A 19,928-nucleotide genomic window follows, 5' to 3' on the forward strand; every position below is an offset into this window, starting at 1 on the left:
AGGTCATCTCCTGCTCTCCTGCGGCTGCGCCGCCGGGTCCGGTCGCTCGACGGAGGGGGTGGTGGTCCGACGGCGGATCAGCGTGGCGCCGGCGGCGACCACGAGGGCCAGGAGGATGACCGCGCCGTGCATGACGCCGGCCACGGCCAGGGGTCGCCACACCTCCAGCAGCGCGGCGGCCAGCAGCATGCCGAGCCCCAGGCCGCCGTTCTCGGCCACCGCCGTGAGCCCGAAGAAGTAGCCCCGCCGGGGATCGGGCTCGGCCTGCACGCGGGTGGTGTACGTGATCTCGGTGAAGCCGTCCGCCATGCCGGCGACCACCGCCACCACGAGCACCCACGGCTGGGGTACGCCGGCGAAGGCCACCACGAAGGCCGCCGACATCAGGCAGGTGCCGACGATGAACGCCCCTTCGCTGCGGCGCGGGTCGTCGAGGCTGCTGCTGCGTCGCCGCAGCCAGGTGATGATCCGGTGCGAGGCGAACAGGCCCACCGCCCAGACCGCGAAGAAGTGGCCGACGAACGCGGCCGGGTCGGCGGGCTGGATCTGGGTGGCGTAGACCGGCATGCCGACGTTGTGCGAGGCGGAGCCCAACGCGTCGACCGCCCGGACGACCAGGATGACCGCCACCATCGGCGCGGCGGCGAAGGCCGCCACGACCGCCTGTCTGCGGTACCGCCGGCCCGGACGGCGGGCGTCGTCGGCCGGTGGACCGGGGTCGGCGGGACCGGAGCGCCGGGGCTGGGGAAACCGCAGTGGCAGGACGCTCAGCATCGTCGCCGAGAAGGCGTAGGCCCCGGCGGTGACCAGGAACACCGGCCCGTAGCCGAGCCAGCCGACGAGCACCCCACCGGCGGCGAACCCCAGCGCGGTCGCGACCGCCCGCCCCGTCACCAGCAGGCCGTTCGCGCCGATCCGTTCCTCGCTGCCGACCAGGTCGGGGACGCTGCTGCGCAGCAGCACCGAGGAGGTGGTGCCGAGCAGGCCGGTCACCACGGCGACGATCGGCAGGAGGTCGATCCGGGCCTGCTGCCCGGCCAGTGCCAGCGCCACCAACGTCGCGGCCTGGGTCAGGTCGCACAGGACCAGCACCGGCCGGCGGGGCAGCCGGCCCGCCACGAGCCCGCCGACCATGCCCGCGACCACGCCGGCGCCGAGCCGCAGCGCCATGAAGACGCCGGTCTGCCACGCGCTCCCGGTCGCCTGGTAGACGAAGAGGTTCAGCGCGACCATGTTGAGGTAGCTGCCGAACGTCGCGGCGGACGTACCCACGACCAGTGCCCGGAAGAGGAGCATCTGTCGGGGCACGGGGATGCCCCGGGTCACCCCGGCACTCCGGTCCGCCGTGCCGTAGCCGTCGTCACCAGCGCCAAGCGGACGCCTCTCCCCACCGGTTCACCTCGTCATGCGCAGGCGTGATCTGATCGTCGCCGGTAAATGTCAGGCCGTCGACAGTCTGCCCGACACCGGGCGGCCTGGCTAGGGCGCGACGGGGCCGGCGCGGGGGGACCGCGGGCCGTCATCCGCCCGTACCGGAGTCGACCTGCGTCGACGGCGATCGGAGCGGACGACCGCCCGGTGGTCGCCTGGTTCCCGCCCGCCGGAGCGTGCTGCGGAACTGTCGTTTTCCTCCGCCGTCACGGTCGACGCCGTAAAAGCGGCGTTCCCCCGGGCGTCGTCACTATTGCCCGGGCACGCCCGGGGCCGGGTGGCCGGGCGGGGACGCCTCGACCCGACGGGGCGGCCCCGGCTCGGCGGCGGCCCGGGCGTAGCGGCGGGCCAGGTGCCCGAAGGCGGTCCTGAGTTCGGGCGGCCCGACGACCTCGATGTCGGCGTCGAACCTGCCGATGGCGGCGGCCAGCCCCGGCCACGACCAGGAGCCGAGGGTGAGCCGGCAGCGGTGCGGGCCGAGTTCCTCGACCACGCCGTCCGGGGTGAACACCGACACCTCGGCGGCGGGCCGGTCGAGGATCACCTGTCCCCGGCAGGGCCAGTCGCCGGTGCCGTCGGCACCACGGAACCTGCTGGTGACGAAGTCGGCCACGGTGCCGCCGGGCAGCTCGCGCGGGGCGAAGCGGGGTCCGGTCGGGACACGCGGCGCGATCCGGTCGGCGCGGAAGACCCGCCAGTCGTCGCGGTCGAGGTCCCAGGCGACGAGGTACCAGCGGCCGTGCCGGGCGACGAGGTGGTGGGGTTCCACCCGGCGTGGTGGGGCCGGCGGGCCGGGCTCCCGCCTCGGCCGGGCCTCGGCCGGATAGTCGAAGCGCAGCACCTCGCGGGCGTGCACGGCGGCGCTCAGGGCGACCAGCACGCCGCTGTCGACCCGGGGCGTCGCCGGGGGTTCGACCGCGCTGACGGTGAGGGTGTCGACGCGGTGGCGCAGGCGGGCGGGCATGACCTGCCGGACGGTGTGCAGCGCCCGGGCGGCGGCCTCCTCGATGCCGGCGCCGGTGGTGGTGGCGGTCCGCAGGGCGACGGCGAGGGCCACCGCCTGGTCGTCGTCGAACAGCAACGGGGGCAGGCGGGTGCCGGCGTCGAGCCGGTACCCGCCGTCCGGCCCCCGGGTGGCCGCGATCGGGTAGCCGAGGTCGCGCAGCCGGTCGACGTCGCGGCGCACCGTCCGGGGGCTGACCGCCAGCCGCTCGGCCAGCAGCGGCCCCGGCCAGTCCCGGCGGGCCTGCAGCAGCGACAGCAGGGCCAGCAGCCGCGCGGAGGTGGTGGGCATGGGCCGGATTCTGCCCGAGGAAGCGGACACATCCTGGCCGCTTCCCCTGCGACCGTGGCCTCCGTCAGAGATCCTTCCGCGAACGAGGAGCCGATCGTGTCCGTCACGACCACGACCCATGTCAACTTCCGCGGCGACGCCCGCGCGGCGCTGGAGTTCTACCACCGGGTGTTCGGCGGCCACCTCGCCGTCGTCACCTACCGGGACGCGGGGACCGTCCCCGAGGAGTCCACGGCCGACCAGGTGATGTGGGGCCAGGTCCGCGCCGGGAACGGCTTCCACGTCATGGCGTACGACGTGCCCGCCGGGCTGGCCCACGACCGGGGCGAGAACTCGTTCTTCCTCTCGCTGCGGGGCGAGACGGTGCCGGAGGTCACCGGCTACTGGGACGCGCTCGCCGAGGGGGCGACGGTCGTGGTCCCGCTGGGCCCGGCGGGCTGGGCGCCCGCGTACGGGATGCTCCGGGACCGGTTCGGTGTCGTCTGGGTCGTCGACGTGGTGGGCGAAGCCCAGGGATGACGCCGCACGCCGTCCGCCCGGCCGGTGACCCCGGGCGGGAGGCGGCCCCGGTCGACGGCTACTTCGTCGACACCCTGGTCGGGGAGGACGATGCCCTGGTGGCGGCGCGGGAGTCCGGCCGGTCGACCACGATGCCACGGGCGGAGGTCGCCCCGAACCAGGGCAAGCTGCTGGCCGGGATGGTGGGCGCCGGCCGCGTGCTGGAGTTCGGCACCCTCGACGGGCCTCGATCGCGCTGAGCCACCCGGGAACGGTGATCGTCATCGACAACGTCGTGCGGGACGGCGCGGTCGTCGACCCCGACTCCGGGGACGACGGCGGCGACGGAAACCCGACAGGACACCGCCACCGCAGCCGTCACACGGTTCTCATTGTCACGCCCCGGGCCGCCGCCCGGCGGCGGTGACGAGGAGGCCTGGAGTGCGAAAGATCGCGGTGGGTTGGCTGGGCGCGGTGAGCGTCGCGGGCGCGATGCTGGTGAGCACACCGGCGGCGGCCCAGCCGACACCGGACGGCGCCGCGCTGGAGCGGACCAAGATCCGGTTGGACCAGGCCACGACGGTGCCGGCCGGCGTGACCGGCTGGCACACCGACGCCGACGGGCGCACAATGGTGCTCCAGACGCTGCCGGGCAGGGCCGGGGCGGCCCGGCAGTTCGCCCGGGACAACGGGGTGCCGTCGGAGGCGGTACGCGTCGACGAGATCGCCGGACAGCCCCTGCAGCACTCGGAGCGGCTGGCCGCCGGCCGGGGATACCAGATCGTCGGGGCCACCCAGACCGCCTCCTGCTCGGCCGGCTTCGCCGTGACCGAGACGGCCACCGGGGACGCCGGCTTCGTCACCGCCGGGCACTGCCGCGCCCTGCCGCAGCCCGGTCCCCTCGTCGCCGACGGCCGGCCGCTGGGCACCTGGGGCGGCCACGTCTTCCCGGACAACGACATGGCCTGGGTCCGCACGAACGCCACCTGGCGGCCGACCGCCGAGGTGATCGGCCTCGGCCCGGTCAACGGTGACGAGCCGGCCACCGAGGACACCACGGTCTGCCGCAGCGGCATCACCACCGGCGTCCAGTGCGGAACCGTGCTGGCCACGGACGTCACGGTCGTGTACCGCAGCCGGACCGGCGGCCCGGACAGCCGGGTCGTCGGCCTGACGATGACCGACGCCTGCTCCCAGCCCGGTGACTCCGGCGGCCCGTTCGTCGCGGGCGACCAGGCCCAGGGCGTGGTCTCCGGCGGCACCGACGCCACCTGCGACCAGCCCGGCTTCCGGTCGTACTTCCAGCCGGTCCGGCCGATCCTGGAACGCTTCGGGCTCACCCTGCGCCGCTCCTGGCAGGGCTGGACCGAGGTGCCCGGCGGGCAGCTGATCACCTCCAGCCCGGCGGTGACCACCTTCGCCGGCAGCGAGTACGTCTTCGCCCGCCGGGCCGACGGCCAGATCGTCCACAACGCCCGCACCGGCACCCACTGGTCGGGCTGGTCCCCGGTGCCCGGTGGCCGCACCACCCCCGACGCGCCGGCGGTCACCGTCCACAACAACATGCTGTACCTCTTCGTCCGGGACGACGCCGGCCACGTCCACGTCCAGACGGCCACCCGGACGACGTGGTCCGGGTGGAGCGTGCTGCCCGGCGGCACCACCCCGAGCGCCCCCACCGCCGCCGTCGTCGACGGCAAGCTGCACCTGATCGTGCGGGCCGGCAACGACAAGCTCGTCGAGAACGTCCACGGCGCCACCGGCTGGTCAGGCTGGAGCGTGCTGCCCGGCACCGGCACCACCCCCGACGCGCCCACGGTGACCGAGGACAACGGCACGCTGCGGCTGGCCGTCCGCGCCGAAAACGGGCGCATCTACCTGAACACGTACGCCAGTGGGGCCTGGGCCGGCTGGATCCCGGTCACCGGCAACGGGTGGACCGCCAGCCCGCTCGGCCTCGCCAGCTACGACGGTCTGCTCCGGCTGTTCGCCAGGGGTGGCAACGACCACCTGTTCACCGCCACCTTCAACGGCACCACCTTCAGCCGCTGGGTCGCGCTGTCCGGCAACGGGGCCACCCCGAGCGCCCCGGCCGCCAACGTCTACGACGGCGTGCTGCACCTGTACGCCCGAGGGCTGAACGACAGGGTCTACGTCAACACCGCCCGGGCCTGACCCCCGCCCGGCCGGGACCGGACCATCCGGTTCCCGGCCGGGTACGGTCCGAGGCATGGTGGAGCGGGTGTCCTTCTTCGACGCGGTGCACGGGATCGGCCTGCGGGTCGCCGCCGGAAGCGGCCGGAGCTGGCTGGAGCAGCCCGCCGGTGATCCCCGGCACGCGCACTGCCAGGTCGACGTACCCGGCGACACTCTTTTGCCCGTGCCGGAGCCCGGCCCGCGCCCGACCTCCGGCACCCACTTCCTCGCCTGGGACGACCTGCTGCGCTTCGCCGACCGGCTCGCCGCCCTCGCCGCCCCGGGGCGGGTCGGCGCGGCCCGGCTGGACGACACCGGCGGCCTGCTCACTGTCCGCCTGCGGCGGGACGGTCGGCTGCGCGCCGAGACGACGTTCACCCAGGGGCACCACGTCACCCTGACCGTGCGCTGCCAGACGGCGTGGGACCGGCACTTCGGCACCCGCGCGGACCTGCCCGGCCTCGCCGGGCAGGTCCGCGCGGCGGTGGCCCGGACCCGTCCTCCGCACCCGCCGTAGCCCGGCCCGCGCCGGCCGGCCCGCCCTGCGCAACGAATCGATGGCTGCTAATCTCCACCTGTCCGCTCGTCGACCGACGGTACGGGGGTTCGAGATGTCGATGCGCAGCCGGATGACGTACGGCCTCGCCGTGGTGGCGCTCACCGCCACGACTGTGCTCACGTCCGCCACACCCGGCGCGGCCACCCCCGCGACGACCACGCCCCGGGCCGGTTACGCCGCGTCGGCCGTGGTCGGCTGCCCGACCGGCGCCCTGTGCCTGTTCGACCAGACCGGTTACGTCGGCACCCGGCTCACCGTCGCCTCGGCGGTGCCCGGCGGCACCTGCGTCAGCCTGGTCGACCACGGCTTCGCCGGGCGGGCCCGCTCGGCGTTCAACACGCACGCCTCCGCCGCCGCCCTGTTCGCCAACGACGACTGCGTCGGCGGCCCCTACCAGGTGCCCGGCAACGGTGGCGTCACCGACCTCGGCTCGTTCCGGGCGGCCAGCGTCTGGGTGCCGTAGCCGGCCGGCCCGCGCCCGTCCCGGCAGGATCGGCGACACGCGACCGATCAGTTCCGCCGGCCGGTACCGTCTACCTGCCATGACCACGATTCTGTACTCGGCGACCATGTCGCTCGACGGCTTCATCGCCGGCCCCGGCGGTGACATGTCCTGGCTGGCCCCGCACCTCGGGCCCAACCCGGTGGCCGACGACCTGCTCCCCCGGGTCGGCGCGCTGCTGGTCGGCGCCCGCACCTTCTACGGCGACGACCCGAACCGGGGCACCGACCGGGAGGGCGCGTTCAGCGGCGGGTGGGAGGGCCCGCAGGTCGTGCTCACCCACCGGCCGCCCGCCACCGCCGTCCCCGGCGTCACCGTCGCCACCGACCTGGACAGCGCCCTGGCCGCGGCCCGGGCGGCGGCCGGCGACCGGTACGTGAACGTCCTCGGCGCGGACGTCGCCGCGCAGTGCCTGGCCGCCGGGCAGCTCGACGAGGTCCTGGTGTTCGTCGCCCCGGTGCTGCTCGGCGACGGGGTACGGCTGTTCCACCGGCCCGGCGGCGCCGACGTCCGGCTGGAGCAGATCCATGCCGCCACCACGCCGGTGCCGACCCTCTGGTACCGGGTCCGGCGGTAGGGGCGCGACAGCCTCCGTCGAGGCCGGAACCGGCCCGGCCAGGGGCGCTGCCGCCGGTCGGCGACCCGCCCCGGCCGGCCGCCCGGGTACTCGATCATGACCGATAGCATCGTCGCGTGCGGACAGTGCGCGGACCCGGCGGTCAACGGACGCTGCTCGACGTCCTGCTCGACGCCGCCGACCGGGCACCCGACCAACTCGTCGTGCACGTCCGCGAGGACGGCACCGAACGGCCGGTCGCCGTCCGCGAGCTACGGGACGAGTCGCTGCGGGTGGCCGGCGGCTACCGCGCGGCCGGGGTGGCCCCGGGCACGCCCGCGATCCTGCTCGCCGACGCCGGGGACGACTTCCAGCCGATGTTCTGGGGAGCGCTCGCCGCCGGCCTGGTCCCGGTCCCGTTGCCGCCCGAGCCGGCCCGGGTGCGGGCGGTCCGGGACCTGCTCACCGACGCGGTGACGGTGACCGACGACGCCACCGCCGCCACCGCCGACGGGCTGCCCGGCCCGGTGCTGCGGCTGGCCGGCCTGCGCGCCGGGACCCCGCCGGACGACCTGCCCACGCCCGCCCCGGACGAGGTGGCCTTCCTCCAGTTCTCCTCCGGCAGCACCGGCGCGCCGCGCGGGGTGGCGCTGACCCACGCCAACGTGCTGGCCAACCTGGAGCAGGCCCGGCTGGCCAGCGGCGCCCGACCGGACGACGTCCTGGTCACCTGGATGCCGTACTTCCACGACATGGGGCTCATCGGCACCCACCTGACCCCGCTCGCCGTCGGCTGCACCCAGGTCCGCATCCCGCCGCTGGCGTTCGCCAAGCGCCCGGCGCTGTGGTTCACCACCGCCCACCGGCACCGCGCGACCCTGCTGTCGGCGGCGAACTTCGCCCTGGCCCTGGCGGTCCGGCGGGTTCCGGCGCAGACCCTCGCGGCGCTCGACCTGAGCCACGTCCGGTGCGTCGCGGTGGGCGCGGAACCGATCTCGGCGGCGGTGTGGCGGGACTTCCTGGCGCACACCCGCCCGGCCGGGCTCGACCCCGCCGCGCTCCGACCGGTGTACGGGCTGGCGGAGGCGACCCTCGCGGTGACCTTCCCGCCCCCCGGGGAGGTCGCGGTCCCGCTGCTGGTGGACCGGGCCGCGCTGAGCCGGGGACGGGCGGTGCCGACGCACCCGGGCGGGCACGCGGTGGAGTTGATGGACCTGGGCCACCCGGTGCCCGGCTGCACGGTCCGTGTCGTCGACGACCGGTACCGGCCGGTGCCCGACGACCGGGTGGGCCTGATCGAGGTCCGGGGCCCGAACGTGGCGCCGGGCTACCACGGCGCGCCGCAGGCCAGCCGGGAGACCTTCGTGGACGGCTGGCTGCGCACCGGCGACCTGGGCTTCCTGCGCGACGGGCGGCTCTGCGTCACCGGCCGCGCCAAGGACGTGGTCTTCGTCAACGGGCGGACGTTCCACGCCGCCGACCTGGAGGCGGTGGCCGTCGCCACCCCCGGCCTGCCGCCCGGGGCGGCCGTGGTGCTCGGCTGCACCGACCCGGACTCCGGCGGGGAACGGATCGTGGTGCTGGTGTCGTGGGCCCGCCCGTCGGCCGGCGCGGCCGGGGTGCTCGACACGGTACGGGCCCGGGTGGCGGAGGCGGCCGGGCACGACGACGTCCGGGTGGTGCCGCTGCCGCCCGGGGCGTTCGCCCGGACCACCAGCGGCAAGCTCCGGCGGCGGCGGATGCGCGACCGGTACCTGGCCGGCGACTTCGCCGACCGGGAACGCCGCTGGCACCCCCCGCCCCCGACCCCCACCGGCACGCCCGACCACGCAGCCGCCGGCACGACTGACGGCCCGCCCGGGGGCAGGTCGGACAGCGCAGCCCTCGGCACGTCGGACAGAACTACCGCCGGCACGTCGGTGCGGGCACCGGTCGGGGACGCCGCGCGGCTGCCGCGCCGGGAGGTCGAGCGGGTCGTCCGCTCGGTCTGGGCCCGCGTGCTGGACCGGCCGGCCGACACGATCGGGCCGCACGACCGGTTCCTGGCCATCGGCGGGTCGTCGCTGCGGGCGATGGAGGTGCTCGCCGGGCTGGAGGACGCCCTGGGCAGCACGTTCGACCCGGCGGACCTGCGGGACTGCCCCACCGTCAGCGCGCTGACCGACCGGATCCTCGCCGGGCCGGGCACCACACCGACCCGACCGCCGGCGCCACCGCCCGCGGAGCGGGCCGACCCGGGCACGGAAACGACACCGGCCGCGGAAACGATCCCGGCCGCGGAGGAGACGCCGGCCGCGCAAACGACGTTGAGCGGGGGGAACCCGCCGGCGGTGGGGGCCCCGCCGGCGGCGGTGATCGGGATGGCCTGCCGGTTCCCGGGCGCGGACGACCCCGACGAGTTCTGGCAGCGCCTGGTCGACGGCGTCGACGCGGTCCGACCGGTTCCGGCGCACCGGTGGACCCCGCAGGACGGACGCCCCCGCTGGGGCGCCTTCCTCGACGAGCCGCTGCACGTCGACGCCGGTTTCTTCGGGCTCACCGACGAGGAGGCCCGGCTCACCGACCCGCACGCCCGGCTGTTCCTCGAGATCGGGTACGAGGCGTTGGAACGCGCCGGGTACGCCGGTCCCCGCCGCCACGGCCGGCGGATCGGTGTCTTCGCCGCGGTCGGCGAGAGCGCGTACCCCGAACTGCTGGCCGCCGCCGGGCCGGTCACCGCGCCGGCGGCGCTGGTCGGGAACCTGCGCAACCTCGTCCCGGCCCGGTTGGCGCAGGTCCTCGACCTCACCGGCCCGGCGCTCGCCGTCGACACCGCCTGCTCGTCGGCGCTCGTCGCGCTGCACCTCGCCGCGCGCAGCCTCGCCACCGGCGAGTGTGACCTGGCGGTGGTCGGCGGGGTCACCCTCACCCTCACCGAGACCGCCCACCGGCTGCTCGACGGCGCCGAGGCGCTCTCCCCCACCGGACGCTGCCGCGCCTTCGACGCCGACGCCGACGGCTTCGTCCCCGGCGAGGGGGGCGCGGCGCTGGTCCTGTGCCGCCCCGCCGACGCCCACGCCGCCGGGGACCCGGTGCTCGCCCTGGTCACCGGCACCGCGGTCGGCAACGACGGCCGGTCCCTGAGCCTGCTCGCCCCGAACCCGCACCGGCAGTGGGAGGTCATCGCGCGGGCGTACGCCGACGCCGGGCTCGACCCGGCCGACGTCTCCTACGTCGAGGCCCACGGCACCGGCACCGGGCTCGGCGACCCGGTCGAGGCGCGTTCGCTGGCCGCCGCGTTCCCGCCCCGCCCCGACGGGACACCCCGCTGGCTGGGCTCGGTCAAGACCAACCTGGGACACCTGCTCAACACGGCCGGAATGCCCGCGCTGCTGAAGGTGGTCCTCGCCCTGCGGCACCGACGCCTACCGCCGTCGCTGCACCACACCCGGCCGTCCACCCGGTACGACCTCGACGCGGCCGGGTTCGCGGTGGTCACCGAGGCCCGCCCGTGGACCGCGCCGGGGCCGCTGGTGGCCGGGGTCAACGCGTTCGGCTTCGGCGGCACCAACGCCCACGCCGTCCTGTCCGAGGCGCCGCCCGACCCGCCCGCGCCGGTACCGGTCGACGGCGACGTCGGCGGTCACCTGGTGACGCTCACCGCGCACTCCGCGTCCGCGCTGCGCCGCAGCGCCCGCGACCTCGCCCGGCACCTGCGCGCCCACCCCGACCTCGCCGCCGCCGACGTCGTCGCCAGCGCCGGCACGGCCCGCGACGACGCCCCGTACCGGTTGGCGGTCGTCGCCGGCGGTGACCTGGCCGACCGGCTGGAGGCCGTGGCGGGCACCCTCGGGGACGAGCCGGTCGGCCGTCGCCCCCGGACCGTCTTCGTCTTCCCCGGTGCCGGCCCGGTGCCCGCCCCGGTCGTCCGGGACCTGCACGACCGGCTGCCGGTCTTCCGGTCCCTGCTGGTCGATGCCTGCGCCGCCGCCGGACCGGTGGCCGGGCGGCCCCTGCTGTCCTGGTGCCTGGCCGGGCACCCTCCGGCGGAGGCGGACCGGCCCGACCAGCGGGTCACCGCGACGGTGGGCGTGGTGGTGGCGCTGGCGCTGGCCGGGCAGCTCACCGCGTGGGGGGTACGGCCCGACGCGGTCCTCGGGGACGGGGTGGGCGAACTCGCGGCGGCTGCCGCCGCCGGTGCGCTGGGCGTCGCCGAGGCGGTCCGCAGCGCCGTCGCGCTCGCCGGGTCCGACCCCGCCGCTGCCGCCGGTGGCAGCGGCACCGGTGGCGGGGCCGGTGACCGGTGGCCGGCCGACGCCGGGGCGGTGACCCCGCCGGTGCCGCTGTTCAGCCCGACGGCCGGGCGGTGGGACCCGCCGGACCCGACCCGGTCCGCGACCGCCACGACGGACGGCCCGACGCTGCGGGCGGCGCTGCGCCGGTTGCACGACGACGGGTACGACACGGTCGTCGAGCTGGGTACCGCCGGGGCGGCCGGTGAGGTCGCCCGTACCCTCGGCGCTCCGGGCGTCGAACCGGTCCGGGTGGTCACGGTGCTGGACCCGCCCGCGCACCCGGCCACCCCGGCGGTGGGCGCCGGTACCGCGTCGCTGCTGGCGGCGGTGGGACTGCTCTGGGCCCGGGGCGGCCCGCTCGACCGGCCCGCGCTGTACGCCGGCCGACGGCGGGTACCCGTGCCGACCTATCCGTTCGAGCGCCGCGCCCACCCGCCACCGGCCGCCCCGAACCCGGCCGTCCCGGAACCGGCCGTCCCGGAACCGGCCGTGCCGGAACCGGCCGTGCCGCTGCACCTGGTCGCCTGGCGGGAGGCGCCGCCGGTGGCGGGCACCCTGCCGGCGCGGGTCCGGCTGCGTGGCCCGGGGGTCGACGGCCCGTTCGCCGCCGCGCTGGCCACGGCGCTCACCGCCGACGGGATCGAGGTGACCGCCGGATTCGACGTGAACGGTGGAATCGACGTGACCGCCGGAAGCGACGTGAGCACCGATCCGGCCGGTGGCACGGCGACGCCCACCGGTACCGTGCCGGGCGCGTCGGCCCGACCCGCGCCGGCCGAGGGCCCGTCGGCACCGGCGGTGACCGTGCTGCTCGCCGGGGCGGCGGTCGACCCGCCGGACATGGCCGCCCTCGACGCCGCCGTGGCCGACCAGGTCGACGCCGTCCGGGCCCTGCTCGACACGGGGGTCGAGGGGCGGCTGCTCGTGGTCACCGAGGACGTGCACGTCACCGGGGCGGCGGCGGAACGGCCCCGTCCGGTGCAGGCCGTGCTGGCCGGGCTGGCCGCCGCCCTCGCCGACGAGCGTCCGGGACCGCTGGTCCGCACCGTGGACCTGTCCAGCCTCGACGATGCGACGGCCCGGGTCGACGCCGTCCGCCGGGAGCTGTCCGGGCTCACCGCCGACGCCACCCCGGCCGACCCGTCCGACCAGTCCGACCCGGACGGACCGTCCGGACCGGACGGACCGGACGGTGGTGCCGGGCAGGCCCCACCCGACCGGGTCGCGGCGACCGGGGTGGCCTGGCGGGACGGGCGGCGTCTCGCCCGGTTCCTCGTCGCGGCACCGACGCCCCCGGACCGCTCCCCCGACCCCGGCGGCGTACCAAACGGCACCGGGGAGGACCGGCTCCGGGCTGGCGACGTCCACCTGATCGTCGGCGGCACGGGTGGGGTGGGTGCGGCGCTGGCCCGTACCCTCGCCCGCGCCGGCCGGCCCACCCTGCTGCTCGCCGGCCGGGCGGAGCGGGCCCCGGCCGAACTGCTGGCCGAGCTGACCACGCTGGGCGCGACGGTGACGTACCACCGCTGCGACGTGACCGTGGCAGCCGACGTGGAGGCGCTGCTGGCCGGGGTGCACCGGCTGGACACCGTGTTCCACGCCGCCGGCACGGTCCGGGTCGGCACGCTGCGGGCGAAGTCCACCCGGGACGTGCTCGCCGTGCTGGCTCCGAAGGTACGGGGCAGCCACCTGCTCGCCGAGGCGCTGCGCCGGCACGGCCACGACCGGACGGCGCTGGTCGGGTTCTCGTCGGTCAGCGCGATCCTGCCCGGCCTGGCCGGGGCGATCGGGGACTACGCCGCCGCGAACGCCTTCCTCGACGCGTTCGCCGCAGCGCACCGGGCCGCCGGCCGTCCCGTCCAGGCCGTCGGCTTCGCCGCGATCACCGACACCGGCATGGCGGCCCGCACCGCCCCCGGCCCCGCAAGCCGTTCCGGTCCGGCAACCCAGCCCGGCCCGGCACGCCAGTCCGCCCCGGTGACCGGGCCCGGCCCGGCAACCCGGTCCAGCACGGCCACCGGGTCGCGCGCGGTGACCGGGCCCGGGGCACCGGTCGGCGCGGACGGCGTCTCCGCTGTCGGCGGTGCGCGCCGCGCCGGCCGGGTCAGCGTCGGAGCGCTGCCCGTCCACGACGCGCTGCGCGCGCTGGCGGTCGCCCGCCGGCTCGACGCCGCCCACCTCGTCGTCGCGGACCTGCGGCCGCACCGGTCCGGTCCCCCCGCCGAGGCCACCGCCACCGGCCACACCGCCACCGGCCGCAGCAGCACCGCCGGCCCCTCCCCACGGCGGGACGCCCCGCCGGGCGACGGGCCGACCCGGGACGAGGTGGCGGGGCTGCTGCGGCGGCTCCTCGCCGAGCCGCTGCACCGCCGGCCCGAGGAGATCGCCGACGACACGTCGTTCCTCGCCCTCGGGCTGGACTCACTGGCGGCGGTGGACCTGGTCAAGCGGCTGGAGGAGGACCTCGGCCGCGACCTGCCGGTCACCCTCTTCTTCGAGTACACCACCGTCGCCGACCTGGCCACCCACCTCACCGCGACCACCGGCACCACACCGACGCCGCCACCCGTGGAGCCGGTGCCGGCCGAACACGGTTCCGGGCCGCGACCGGCGGCGGCCGAGCCCTTCCCGCTGACCGCCGTGCAGCGGGCGTTCCACATCAACGAACGGCTCCACCCGACCGTCGCCAGCTACGCCTTCGTCCGGCAGACCGTCACCGGGCCCCTGGACGCGGCCCTGCTCGGGCAGGCCCTGGCCCACCTGGAGAGCCGCCACCCGATGCTGCGGGTCCGGTTCGTGCCCGGTGCCGCAGCCGGCACGCCGCGCCAGGTGATTCCGCCCCCGGCGGCCCACCCGGACCCGGTACCGGCCTGGTACGAGGTGCAGCCGCTCACCGGCACGCTCGCCGCCCTCCAGGAACGGCTGTGCAACACCCCGGTCGACCTCACCCGGCAGCCGCCGCTGCGGGCGGTCCTCGTCCGGGAGACCTCCGACCGGGCGCACCTGCTGCTGGTGCTGCACCACGCCGCCGGGGACGGGGTCAGCCTGAACCTGCTCAGCGAGCAACTGTGGGCCGGCTACACCGCGCTGGCCCACGGGCGGGCACCGGCACCACCCCCGCCCGACCCCGGCTTCGACACGTACGCCCGCCAGGTCGGCCCACCCACCCCGGCGGACCTGTCGTACTGGCGGGACCTGCTCACCGGCGACGGTTGGACGCTGCGGCTGCCGGTCGACGGCGACCCCGCCGGAGCACCCGCACCGCCGTACGTGACCCACCAGGGCGAGCTGGACGCGGACCTGGTGGCGGCGTTGCGCGATCGGGCCGCCGCCGCTGGCGTCTCCCTGTTCCACCTGCTCCTCGCCGGGTACGTCCGCTGCCTGGCCCGGTGGAGCGGGCAGCGACGGGTGCCGGTGACCGTGGCCCGGGCCGGCCGGGACGCCCGGCTGCCCGGCATCGGGCGGATCGTCGGCCCGTTCGCCGACACCCTGCCGCTGCGGGTCGCCGTGGACCCCGACGAGCCGGCCGGGCAGCTCGCCGACCGGCTGCGGGTGGCCTGGTCGGCCGCCGAGCGGCACGGCTCGGTCGCCAGCCTCGACCTGGCCCGACTGCTCGGCCGGACCGGGGACGGCCCGCGCACCGCGAGCCCGGCCGGGTTCAGCTTCGCCCGGTTCCCGGTCGCCCGGGACCCCGGCTGCCCCGTCACCGTCGCCCCGACGGCGGCCGGCTCCGCGTCCGCCGCCACCCGTCTCGGCCTGCTCTGCTGGGAATCCGGCACCGGCCTCGGCCTGTCCTGGAACTTCCCGCTGCGCCTGTTCGGCCGCGCGACCGTGGCCCGGCTCGCCGCCGAACACCGACAGGAACTCGTCGACCTCACCGCCGGCACCGGGCCGGCGCTCGTCGCCCCTGTCGCCGGCTTCGGGCCGGCACCCGTCGACCTCACCGTCGGGGACCGGGTCGGCCGCCCGGCGGCCACGGCCCACCCCGGCACCGGACAGCGGTGTCACCCCGGCGGACCACCCGGACCGGCCGGTGACGGGGGCGACGTCACCGCCCGGATCCGGGCGGTCTGCCGGCGTACCCCGGAGGCGGTGGCGGTGGACACCGGCGACGGGACGGTGACCTACCGGGCGCTGGACCTGGCCGCCGACCGGGTCGCCGGGCTGCTCACCCGGCACGGGGTACGCCCCGGTGACCGGGTCGGCCTGCTCACCGCGCCCGGACCGCAGACGGTCGTCGGGGTGGTCGGGATCCTGCGGGCCGGCGCCGCCTGGGTACCGCTGGACGCCGCCCACCCGCCGGCCCGCCTCACCGACCACCTGGTCCGCGCGGGCGCTGAGCTGCTGCTGCACGACGACGACTGCGCCGACAGCGCGGCCCGGCTCGGCGGGGCGACCCGGCCGGTCCGGCTCGCCCCGACCACGCCCGGCCCGGCGGCCGACGCGCCCACGGACACCGGCACCACGCACCACGGGACCGATCCGACACCGCCCGCGCCGAGCCCGGACCGACCGGCGTACGTGATCTTCACGTCGGGGTCGACGGGACGGCCGAAGGGCGTACCCGTCAGCCACCGGTCGATGCTGACCTACCTCGACTGGGCCATCGCCACCTTCGGTTACCGGCCCGGCGACCGGCTCGCCCAGACCTCGTCGAGCTGCTTCGACGCCTCCGTCCGGCAGATCCTGGCGCCCCTGCTCGTCGGCGCCACCGTTGTCACCTTCAGCCGGTCCCTGCTCCGCGACCCGGCGGCGCTGCTGTCCCGGATCGAGCGGGACCGGATCACCGTGTGGAGCTCGGTCCCCACCCTGTGGGAGCGGATCCTGCGCGCCGCCGAGGACCACGTGGCCCGGCACGGCGTCCCGCCGGACCTCACCGCACTGCGCTGGGTGCACGTCGGCGGGGAGGAGTTGTCGCCGGTACCGGTCCGGCACTGGTTCGACCTGTTCGGTGCCGACTGCCGGATCACCAACCTGTACGGCCCGACCGAGGCGACGATCAACGCGACCTGGCACCTGATCGACCGTCGCCCGGACGACGCGGTACGCCGGCTGCCGATCGGCCGCCCGGTCGGCGGGACGGTGGTGCGCGTCGTCGACCCCGCCGGGCGGCCCTGCCCACCCGGCGTGGCCGGTGAGCTGTACCTGGGCGGCGTCGGCCTCACCGCCGGATACCTCGGTGAGCCGGAGCTGACCGACGCGGCTTTCGTGATCCGTGACGGCCAGCGGTTCTACCGCAGCGGCGACCGGGGCCGCGTCGCGCCGGACGGCACACTGGAGTTCCTGGGCCGGCTCGACGACCAGGTGAAGATCCACGGGTACCGGGTGGAGCCGGGCGAGATCGAGGCGGTGCTGCGGACCCACCCGGAGGTCACCTCCGCCGTCGTGCTGCACCGGGCCGACCCGTACCCCCGGCTGCACGCGTTCGTCCTGCCCACGCCGCCGGCCACCCCGACCGTGGCCGCCCTGCGCGGCCACCTCGCCGCCCGCCTGCCGGAGCACATGGTCCCGGCCCGCATCCACCTGCTGGACAGCCTGCCGCTGACCGCCACCGGCAAGATCGACCGCGCCGGGCTGCTGGCCCGGACCACGGCCCCGCCGGCCACCGGCCCACAAGCCACCCCACCCGCCACCACCACCGCCACCGGCACCGGCACCGGCACCGGCACCGGCACCGGCACCGGCACCGAGGCGAGCCTGGCCCGCATCTGGGCCGACCTGCTCGACGTGCCGGCGGTCGGTCCGGACGACGACTTCTTCGCCCTCGGCGGCGACTCCATCCTGGTCCTGGAGGTCTTCGCCCAGCTCCGGGAGCGGTTCCCCACCGCGCCCAGCCCGACCGTCATCTACCAGCACCGGACCCTGGCCGCACTCGCCGCCGCGATCGACGCGACCGGCCCCAGGGCGGCCGACGCTGAGGCGGCCGACACCACCGCCACCGACACCACCGCCACCGGCACCGGCGGGACCGGCACCGACGCTGCCACCGCTGCCACCCACACCCCCACCGGCACCGGCACCGGCACCGGTCCGGGCCGACGCACCGGCGGCAGCAGCACCGGCGAGGCCACCGGGCCGTTCCCGGTGACCGCGACCCAGCGCGGCTTCCTGTTCGCCGACGCGATCGCGCCCGGCGCCGGTACCGCCTGGCTCGCCCGTCTCCGGCTGCGCGGGCGGCTGCGCCGCGACGTCTTCCAACGCGCCGTCGACCTGCTGGTCGCCCGGCACCCGATGCTGCGGACCGTCTTCCCGGCCGGTGCCCGGCCACCGGTCCAGCAGGAGTTGCCCGACTCGATGCGGCTGCCGGTCGAGCACGAGACGCTCCGCCACCCCGCCGAGCTGGCCGCCCGGGTGACCGAGGAACGCCGCCGACGCTTCGAGCCGTGGGCGTGGCCCCTGCTCCGGCTGCGCCTGCTGACGGTCGCCCCGGACGACCACGTCCTGCTGGTGCACGCCCACCACCTGATCGGTGACGGTTACAGCGCCGCCCTGCTGGGCCACGAACTGCTGGCCGCCTATTACGGACTGGGCGACGGGGCGGCCGACCCGCTCCCCCCGCTGCGTACCAGCTTCCGGGACTACGTGACGCTGCTGGAGCGCCGTGCCGCCAACGCGCCGGACCCGACCGCGTACGCCTGGTGGGCCGGACGGTTCCGGTCGCCGTACCGGCCGCCGGTCCTGGCCGCCGGGGCCGACCGCGCGCCCGGCGTCGGCCACCCCGACGACGCCGGCACGTCAGAGGGGGCCAGCCGACCGGCGCCGGTACGCGGCTTCACGCTCGACACCACGGTCGTCGCCGGGCTGCGCCGGCTCGCCGCCGGCGCGGCGACCACGCTGCACGCCCCCGTGCTGGCCGCGTACCACCGGGCGCTGGCCCACCACACCGGCCAGGACGACCTGGTCGTCGGGCTGGCAGTCACCGGACGCGACCACCCGCTGCCGGACCTGCACCGGGTCTTCGGCCCCTGCGCGGCGATGCTGCCACTGCGCCTGACCGGCACCGGCGCCTTCCCCACCGACCTCGCCCGGGTCGCGGCCGAGGTCGCCGCCGCCCGGCAGCACGCCGACCCGCCGGCCATCGCGGCGGCCGTGCCCACCGGACGGCCCGACGGCACACCGGCCGGGGCCCAGTTCTTCTTCAGCTTCCTGGACTTCGCCTCGCTCGGCCCGGCAGCCGATCCGGTGCCCATGGACGCCGACTCCCCCGGGGCGGCCCGGCTCAGCCTGTCGTGGGACGAGGACAGCGAACTCGCCCCACCACCGATCGGCACCGACCTGTTCCTGACCGCCCGGCCCGGACCCGACGGGCTCCGGGTCACCCTGCGCGGCTCCCCCGACGCGGTCACGGCCGCCGACCTGGACCGCCTCGCGGACCGGCTCCGCACCGACCTCAGCACGGCGGCGGCGGCCGACCAGCCGGGCCGTCGCACGGCGGCCCGGCCGGGCCCGGCCCCCGTCGCCGCGCCCACGCCGGTGCCGTCGGCCAGGCTGACCGCGGCCATCGTCGGCTACCTGCCGCCACCCGCGCAGCTCGCCGCGCTGGCCGGTCTGCCCGCCGGCAGCCTGCCCCGCGACCAGCTCCGCGCGCTGCTCTTCCCCACCGGCCGGCCCCGGCTGCTGGAGGAGCTGACCACCCCGCTGGGCACCTCCGGTTTCGTCTGCCTGCCCCGGTTCTCCGACGAGTTGGCCGGGGCCGGGGAGCCCCTCGCCGCCGAGGCCGCCGCCGGCGTCGACCTCGCCGCCGGCCTCGGCGCGGCCTGCGTCTCGCTCGCCGGCCTGGTCCCCGCCCACACCGGGTACGGCGTCGGCGTGCTCCGGCGGACCCGCACCGCCACGGCGGTCACCACCGGTCACGCGGTCACCGTCGTCTCCGTGGTCCTGACGGTGGAGGCGGCGCTGACGGCGACCGGGCGGAGCCTGGCCGGCCGTACCCTCGCCGTGGTCGGCCTCGGCTCGATCGGCTTCTCCTCGCTACGGCTGCTGCTGGCCCGCGCGTCCCGGCCGCCGGCCCGGCTCGTGCTCTGCGACGTCCCCTCGGCCGCGCCCCGCCTGACCGGCCAGGCCGCCCGGCTGCGGGCCGACGGTTTCACCGGCGCCGTCGAGGTCTGCGCGGCGACCCCGGCGGTGCCCACCCCGGTGTACGACGCCGATCTGATCGTCGGGGCGACGAGCGCGGCGACCGAGCCCCTCGACGTCGACCGGCTCCGGCCCGGCACCGTCGTCGTCGACGACTCCTTTCCGCACGCCCTGGATCCCGTGCGGGCCCTGGCCCGGATGCGACGCGACCGGGACGTCCTTGTCGTCGGCGGTGGTCTGCTCCACGTCGGAGGCGCGCGTCGGACCGTACCGGTGGACCTGCCGCCGGCCGCGATCACCGCCCACGCGGCGGGCCTCGGCCTCCCCGGCGCGGTCGCCTCCTGCCAACTCGAGGCGCTGCTCTGGGCGGCCACCCCGACCCTGCCGCTGGTGCACGGCCTGGTGGACGACCCGACGGCGGCGGCGTACGCGCGGGCCCTCACCACGGCGGGGATCACCGCCGCGCCGCTGCACCTGCTCCACCATGCCGTCGAGCCGGACCTGCCGGCGGCGCTGCCGGGCCGCCGGCCGTAACGGGGTGG

At 77.1% G+C, this 19,928-nt stretch carries 9 protein-coding genes; 7 read left to right on the forward strand and 2 right to left on the reverse strand.

Translation table 11 applies throughout. The features are described from left to right. Positions 1 to 3: 3 nt before the first annotated feature. Both ACQUFX_RS10910 and ACQUFX_RS10915 read right to left on the reverse strand, forming a co-directional pair. The gene (locus tag ACQUFX_RS10910; protein ID WP_428965889.1) at positions 4 to 1,326 is read right to left on the reverse strand and encodes an MFS transporter; all 1,323 of its coding nucleotides are present in this window, start codon (positions 1,324 to 1,326) and stop codon (positions 4 to 6) included. A gap of 355 nt (positions 1,327 to 1,681) precedes the next feature. Then, complete coding sequence (locus ACQUFX_RS10915) at positions 1,682 to 2,725, reverse strand: helix-turn-helix transcriptional regulator (protein ID WP_428965890.1); 1,044 nt, start codon at positions 2,723 to 2,725, stop codon at positions 1,682 to 1,684. A gap of 96 nt (positions 2,726 to 2,821) precedes the next feature. Here ACQUFX_RS10915 and ACQUFX_RS10920 point away from each other — a divergent pair, with 96 nt between their 5' ends. From ACQUFX_RS10920 to ACQUFX_RS10950, 7 genes are all read left to right on the forward strand, one after another. Continuing rightward, positions 2,822 to 3,244: a VOC family protein gene (locus ACQUFX_RS10920; protein WP_428965891.1), complete on the forward strand. Its 423-nt coding sequence runs from the start codon at positions 2,822 to 2,824 to the stop codon at positions 3,242 to 3,244. Beyond that, positions 3,241 to 3,483: a hypothetical protein gene (locus ACQUFX_RS10925; protein WP_428965892.1), complete on the forward strand. Its 243-nt coding sequence runs from the start codon at positions 3,241 to 3,243 to the stop codon at positions 3,481 to 3,483. Before ACQUFX_RS10920 ends, ACQUFX_RS10925 begins: the two co-directional genes overlap by 4 nt. 181 nt (positions 3,484 to 3,664) lie before the next feature. Continuing rightward, positions 3,665 to 5,398 (forward strand): trypsin-like serine protease, encoded by a 1,734-nt coding sequence (locus tag ACQUFX_RS10930; protein WP_428965893.1) that lies wholly within the window; start codon positions 3,665 to 3,667, stop codon positions 5,396 to 5,398. A 55-nt stretch (positions 5,399 to 5,453) separates the two neighbouring features. After that, positions 5,454 to 5,936, forward strand: a complete 483-nt coding sequence (locus ACQUFX_RS10935; RefSeq protein ID WP_428965894.1) for a hypothetical protein — start codon at positions 5,454 to 5,456, stop codon at positions 5,934 to 5,936. A 94-nt stretch (positions 5,937 to 6,030) separates the two neighbouring features. Next, on the forward strand, positions 6,031 to 6,441 hold the full coding sequence (locus ACQUFX_RS10940; protein WP_428965895.1) for a peptidase inhibitor family I36 protein: 411 nt from the start codon (positions 6,031 to 6,033) through the stop codon (positions 6,439 to 6,441). 79 nt (positions 6,442 to 6,520) lie between these two features. After that, a complete protein-coding gene (locus ACQUFX_RS10945; RefSeq protein WP_428965896.1) occupies positions 6,521 to 7,057 on the forward strand; it encodes a dihydrofolate reductase family protein in 537 nt (178 codons plus the stop codon). A gap of 116 nt (positions 7,058 to 7,173) precedes the next feature. Continuing rightward, complete coding sequence (locus ACQUFX_RS10950; RefSeq protein ID WP_428965897.1) at positions 7,174 to 19,920, forward strand: amino acid adenylation domain-containing protein; 12,747 nt, start codon at positions 7,174 to 7,176, stop codon at positions 19,918 to 19,920. Positions 19,921 to 19,928 lie beyond the last annotated feature (8 nt).

Source organism: Micromonospora fluostatini (assembly GCF_050410825.1).
In the GTDB taxonomy this organism is placed as follows: domain Bacteria; phylum Actinomycetota; class Actinomycetes; order Mycobacteriales; family Micromonosporaceae; genus Micromonospora; species Micromonospora rosaria.